This is a genomic window from Caldisericum sp. (assembly GCA_022759145.1).
Taxonomy (GTDB): domain Bacteria; phylum Caldisericota; class Caldisericia; order Caldisericales; family Caldisericaceae; genus Caldisericum.
In genome coordinates this window covers 1-5,449 of record JAEMPV010000026.1, presented here as the reverse complement: position 1 = coordinate 5,449, position 5,449 = coordinate 1, and the positions used below count along the sequence as shown (strand labels likewise).

The window sequence follows — 5,449 nt, the reverse complement described above, 5'->3', positions numbered from 1 at the left end:
CCTTTATTTCAACTTTATGCTTCTTTTCTCTATTAAAAACAGGTTCAAGAACTTTGGCGTAATTTTCAAGTTGATTCTTAACAAAAGGATGAACTGTTGCACTCATTAAACAGAATTTGCCACCATAATTCGATATTTCTTGCAAGGCTTTGACAATCATTGCAAGAATTTCTGGTGAGTAACTCTGAGGCTCGTCAACAACAACCTTAGAATACATTAATGTGGCATATATTTTCTCGTAACCCCTCCATTTAAAAACAGCAGTAAAAATTTGATCTGCAGTTGTAACAGTTATTGGCATAGAAAGTTGCCTTGATAAGTTGGTTCTATAGATTGGTTCCTCGAGTGAGTATTCATCTTCTTTCTTGCCTTGAGAGTCTAAATTATAAAATAGGCTTTCGCTATGCAAAAGTCCTGCTTTTTCCTGTCCAACAATCTCGGCAACTCTTTCATACATAGCATTTACAGAAACTCTTACAGGAAGAGTATAAAATGCTTTTTGTTCTCCTATCCAATTCATTGCAAATTCCGTCTTCCCCATACCAGTTGAGGCTACAAATAAAATGCTTTCATCCCTATAATCTCTTGCCTTCAGTTGGAAATCTTTTAAGATGCTCTTTTTCTCTGTTTCAATATAATAAACAAGCTTATTTTCTGGGTCTTCAACTCTTTCTGACTCAACCGTGATATGCGCCGATGAAGAGTGGTCTAACCTATGAAGCATGCCTTTAAGAAGTATAAAGTATTTATCTCTTTTTATTGATTCAAAAGTGTTAGAATAAGGATCAAGCAAGGAAAAATACCTGGAAGATGGATTAAGCGTCAATGATACCCCCAAATCCTTAAGTTTTTCTTCAACCCACCTGAGCTCACCTTTTTTCTTAAGTAGATCTTCAATAACAATTTTTTCATAATAAGACTTATCAAAGTCAATTAATCTGTTATGATGATAAGCGATTGTATAAAAAAGCATTAAAAAATTGTTATCATCTAAATCAAGCAAGCGAGGTTCTGGTAAAAATGCAACAGAAAGAAAGTTATGAGGTATCTCCTTTCTTAGTTCATACGGGACCTTGATATCCTCACCTAAAAGTTTTTGTATTTTATGCTGAAAAGCCGAGGATGCCTTCCCGAGATCATGGAAAATACAGGCAATTTCCAATAATTTCCAGAAAACAGGGGAAACTTCGAGTTTTTCTTCAAATTCTTTTCCGTATGCCTCTTTAAGAATAGAATAATTATCTATGAGAGTATTAGTATGTTCCTCTAATGTTTCCCCAATATAACTGTTATTCCTTTTAAATACTTTAGCATAAATCATACGAGGTCGATTATTCTACCTTCTTCTTTGTCAAAAAGGCACTTTCCTTTGTAAACTACTCCGTTATCAGCGTAAACTACATCCACTTTTTCAAAATACCTTAGATTTGAACGAATTTCATATTTGTTATTCATCCTGTAATGAATTCCTCTAATGCCAAGATAATCTGAAGTTCTTTTACTTAAATAAATTCCATAGTTAAGTTCGTGAGTATTTGAAAGACTAAATTCAACTTCTTCACTCTCTATAAAATCGACGAAATCAATCCTTGCTATGTCCTCATGTCTTCCAATACTTGGAAAAGAATATCTTGTAACATTTTGCCTGAATTTTTCAAGCGCTTCATTATCCTCAGAATATAAATAGATATTAAGGTTAATATCAAATACGGTTGCAACAAATACTGGGGAATGGTTGAGCGCCTTATTTATCCAATCTAATTTTACTTGTTCTTTATCTTTTCTTATTCTGTCAAATTTAATAAATGTCTGCATATCATAGAGAACAGAAGAAAAAGTACCCTGAATACTCATAGATAAGGGAATATATTCGTGAGCATCGATAACACTATGGAACCAGCCTTTCACAGTGGAAAGAGGAGGCAGAGGATAGGTGTCCCAAAAGTTAAAGTTTAAAGGTTTTCTATAATTGGCAAAAAGCTGATATGCCTTTACTTTTAATATTTTCATTTTGACCCAAATGTTTCTAATACCTTGTCTTTTAACTTACTAAAAAATCCATCTATATCCGAAACATTCTTACTCAATTTATTAAACTCACTTTCATTCAACCAATATCCTTTTAAATATCCAACATAAGTGTAATCACGGATAGGTTTTCCATCAAAAGAAAGAGAGAGTTGAGAATCTAATATCTCAGTGTCGATTCCGTATTTTTTCTCTTCTTTACTGTAATTCACCTTTAACTTATTCAAGAAGAAGGGGTTCTTTATATCATACACTCCTCCGATAGCAAAAATAGGTGAGAGAGATTCTGTTCTACCTTTGATATTTCGTGTTAAAACTTTTAAAACTTCAAGCAATTGATTTACCCTTTTTGCTTTTTCATCGGGAGAAAGATATATTTTATCGTTTTCATCCACGCCAATCCTATCCAAGTCGACTGTTACGGTATAAGAATACAAAGAATAGTGATGCTCGAATTGGAAAGGATTTGGGTCTGTCCCTGCTCTGTCAGCAAAATTTTTGTTAGTCCCAAATTCCACATCGCCCTCCATTGGTTCAAGTGAAATTGCAGGACTAATTCGCACAACAGCCGGGCGAGAAATAGAGCCCTGTCCTTTTTTTGTTTTCATATAACCAAACAGATCCATTTCAACATAATCTTTGATATTAGCATCTGGTTTAAACTGGACAACTTGCTGTTCTTTTGTAAGGGGATCTTCCTTATCGTCGATGTTATAGGATTCCTTGAGTGTCCTGTAGATATCGTACCGTATAGCCTGACGAGATGTATAAGAGTAAAATTCGCCGCCTTTAGTAAGCTTTTTCAATTCTGAAATGTTCCCGACACCTTCGCCATAGTTCAGGCTCATCGCCTCAAAAATTGCCGTGTAAGTTAATCCTTTAGCCATTTGCTACCTCCTTTGTTTCTTGTACATTTCCTTTATTGTTTCCACCTTTACTTAAAAAACCATTTAAAAAGCTATACCCAAGTGGATAGAAATACTCCTTATTGTAAAGCACCTTTGCCATAGAAGAAGGCACCTCCATGTCATACGCCATAAAGGTTCTCATGGCAACATCCATAAATACATTTACATCACCGATTTTAAGGGCATTCAGTAACTTGTAGGCAATTGATGGTATCTTGTTTTCTGCATTCCTACTCTTCATAACATCTGCAAGTTCCTTACCGCAAGCATACATCCTCCAAATTTCTTTCTCTTCAAGACTCATTAGTTTCCTCCCTTCTTTTGTAATATTTTTTAAAAACCTGAATATTAAGATATTTAAAGTCTGCAAAGTTTCATAGCCAAAAAAAATCTGATACAGGTTAGATTTGCCTTGTTCACTCAAACTTATACGCTCAAGCCAATATAGATACCCATAGTCAAGGGTATTTTTCAAGATTTTTTGGATAGTATCTGTCAGTATGTAACTTCCCTGATCTTTTACCTTATAAGAGGCTCTTGCTAATGTCTTTAGGTCAGTTTGATTTTCTTTAATGAATCTTGCCTTTTCTCTTGAAACATTGAAAGAGTAAACTTTTGGAAAATTCTCTTCACTTAAGTTTAATTCAATCAGTGCAATGTTTTTAAGAACAAATTCTGCTTTCTCTCTTTCGAGTTCAAGAACAAGCTCTGTAAAGAAGTCAACTAAGAAGTTTTCATTATTGTCTTTCTTTAATACATCATTTAAGAGTTTATTTGCCCTATATAAGTTTCTTACCGAAGAATCCTCATTTACAAAATAAAAAGTTTTATCATTACGTGGTGAAGGAGTTAATCCTGCAAAACTGGAAAAATAGATAAGTTCGCATATTTCACAGAGAGGGAGACTCGTATCAAAGTTCCATGCATAATTTATTGCGTCATCGTTAAGACCGAAGAAGGGAGAAATCCCCGTGTCAAACTTAGCACCCTTTTTCGCTTGCCTGCCACAGTTTACACAAAAAAGTTCTTTTTCATGATCAATTTTGCCGCTAACTATTGGCTCTTCAAAATCTTCATAGAATTTTTTTAATCTTTCCTTGTTTATAGTCAAATTAAGGAAGCTCTTTTGACCATACATACCCCTTAAGTAGATTTGCACATCAGACTCAAATATTTCCTGGTATTCATCTTTCATAACTTTAATTGCAAATTCAAGCAAGCCTTTTATTGCTTTTTTAGGGTCTTCCTTTATTTCTTCTTTGCTGGGAAGTTTAATGTTTTCTTTGAGAAATTTGAAACCATTCAGAATCTTCTTAAACCTATCTAATATAACTTGCAGAATCTCTTCATCTTTATCTTTATCACTAATTTTGTACTTCTTCCTAAGATTGTGGATAACATTACTATCTCCTTGTTCAAGTTTGTCTAAATCACTCAAAAATTCTTCTAATGTATTTAAAATATTGTAATATCTACCGTATTGATTGAATGCAAAACTAAAATACTTAGAGGAGAAGCCCTGCAAAGCCGATCTATCAAACTCAATATAATTTTCGCCAATTTCTATTGAATTCTCACTATCAATATCGTCATTAGTGACTATCTTTAAGAAACCAATAATTCCTGCATTATAAAGCCAATCTGAAAGATATACTCTTTCTTTCATCCTATCACCTCTACCATTCCGAAACCCTGTCCTGTACGAAGTCCGATACCCATCTGGTAAAGCGCTTTGAGATCTCTTGTATCACCTTCGACTTTAAAAATCCCATCAAAAGCAGTAAATGTCATAAATGGCTTACCTGTTTGCTTTCTAAAATCTTTTAAAGTATGTTTTACAACCTGCTTTTTTACTTTTACGGGTGTAAATAAAAGCTCTCTGTAAAGACCATGTCCTCTAACATCCTTCAAAATCCTATCATGAATTGCGTTAAAATTTAAGTTAAATTTTTCATCATCTGGTAAAATTGGTTTATCATCTTGCGTTTCAATAAGAATAGGAGACATTGTTTTGTATATTACTACTTGTTCGTTAATTTCCTTTTCTTTTAACATAAAAACCCTATTAGTTTTCAAAGTTAACTCGTCATTAAACTGAAAGTCCCTCAACCTTAATAAGCCATTGTATAGATGCATTAAAAACACAGGGTCTAAGGAACTCACATACATAGACAATTTTTCGCTTTTGTCAAAATTGAAAACGATATCCTCAACTTCAAGATCGTCATCTATTTTAAACTTTTCCTTCTTCACAACAAATTCTCCAGGAAGCGAAACACTAAATGCAAAAGGCTTTGCAACCTTTAAATGCTCACTCTTATCGGGATATAGGGAAGCAGCGTATTCTGAATCAGACTCTTTAAGAGCAGTTATTATCAAATCCATAAACCTTTGCCTGTAAAGAATCGGCAATTTCCCCACAGAAACTCCAAATAAAATCTCTATTCGCATTTCAAAGTTCCTCCTTTAACTTTATTATAGTATTTTGCTATTTTTCCTCCCATACATCCCAC

Annotated in this window: 5 protein-coding genes; all 5 read right to left on the bottom strand. The window is 33.7% G+C overall.

Annotated elements, in window-relative coordinates; translation table 11 throughout:
• Positions 1-1,321: CRISPR-associated helicase Cas3' (cas3, locus tag JHC30_01705; protein MCI4462869.1), on the bottom strand; the 1,321-nt coding region annotated here is incomplete at its 3' end.
• Positions 1,318-2,010 carry a type I-B CRISPR-associated protein Cas5 gene (cas5b, locus tag JHC30_01700; GenBank protein ID MCI4462868.1) on the bottom strand — a complete coding sequence of 231 codons (693 nt, stop codon included), beginning with the start codon at positions 2,008-2,010 and terminating at the stop codon, positions 1,318-1,320. The genes cas5b and cas3, both read right to left, overlap by 4 nt.
• Positions 2,007-2,915 (bottom strand): type I-B CRISPR-associated protein Cas7/Cst2/DevR, encoded by a 909-nt coding sequence (cas7i, locus tag JHC30_01695; protein MCI4462867.1) that lies wholly within the window; start codon positions 2,913-2,915, stop codon positions 2,007-2,009. The genes cas5b and cas7i overlap by 4 nt, the downstream gene beginning before the upstream one ends.
• A complete protein-coding gene (gene cas8a1 / locus JHC30_01690; protein MCI4462866.1) occupies positions 2,908-4,602 on the bottom strand; it encodes a type I-B CRISPR-associated protein Cas8b1/Cst1 in 1,695 nt (564 codons plus the stop codon). The genes cas7i and cas8a1 overlap by 8 nt, the downstream gene beginning before the upstream one ends.
• Positions 4,599-5,387: a CRISPR-associated endoribonuclease Cas6 gene (gene cas6, locus JHC30_01685; protein ID MCI4462865.1), complete on the bottom strand. Its 789-nt coding sequence runs from the start codon at positions 5,385-5,387 to the stop codon at positions 4,599-4,601. The genes cas8a1 and cas6 overlap by 4 nt, the downstream gene beginning before the upstream one ends.
• Between the last annotated feature and the right edge of the window lie 62 nt (positions 5,388-5,449).

Coding starts and splice junctions, on each gene's coding strand:
- cas5b (MCI4462868.1), bottom strand. CDS start 2,010: ATGAAAATATTAAAAGTAAAGGCATATCAGCTTTTTGCCAATTATAGA.
- cas6 (MCI4462865.1), bottom strand. CDS start 5,387: ATGCGAATAGAGATTTTATTTGGAGTTTCTGTGGGGAAATTGCCGATT.
- cas8a1 (MCI4462866.1), bottom strand. CDS start 4,602: ATGAAAGAAAGAGTATATCTTTCAGATTGGCTTTATAATGCAGGAATT.
- cas7i (MCI4462867.1), bottom strand. CDS start 2,915: ATGGCTAAAGGATTAACTTACACGGCAATTTTTGAGGCGATGAGCCTG.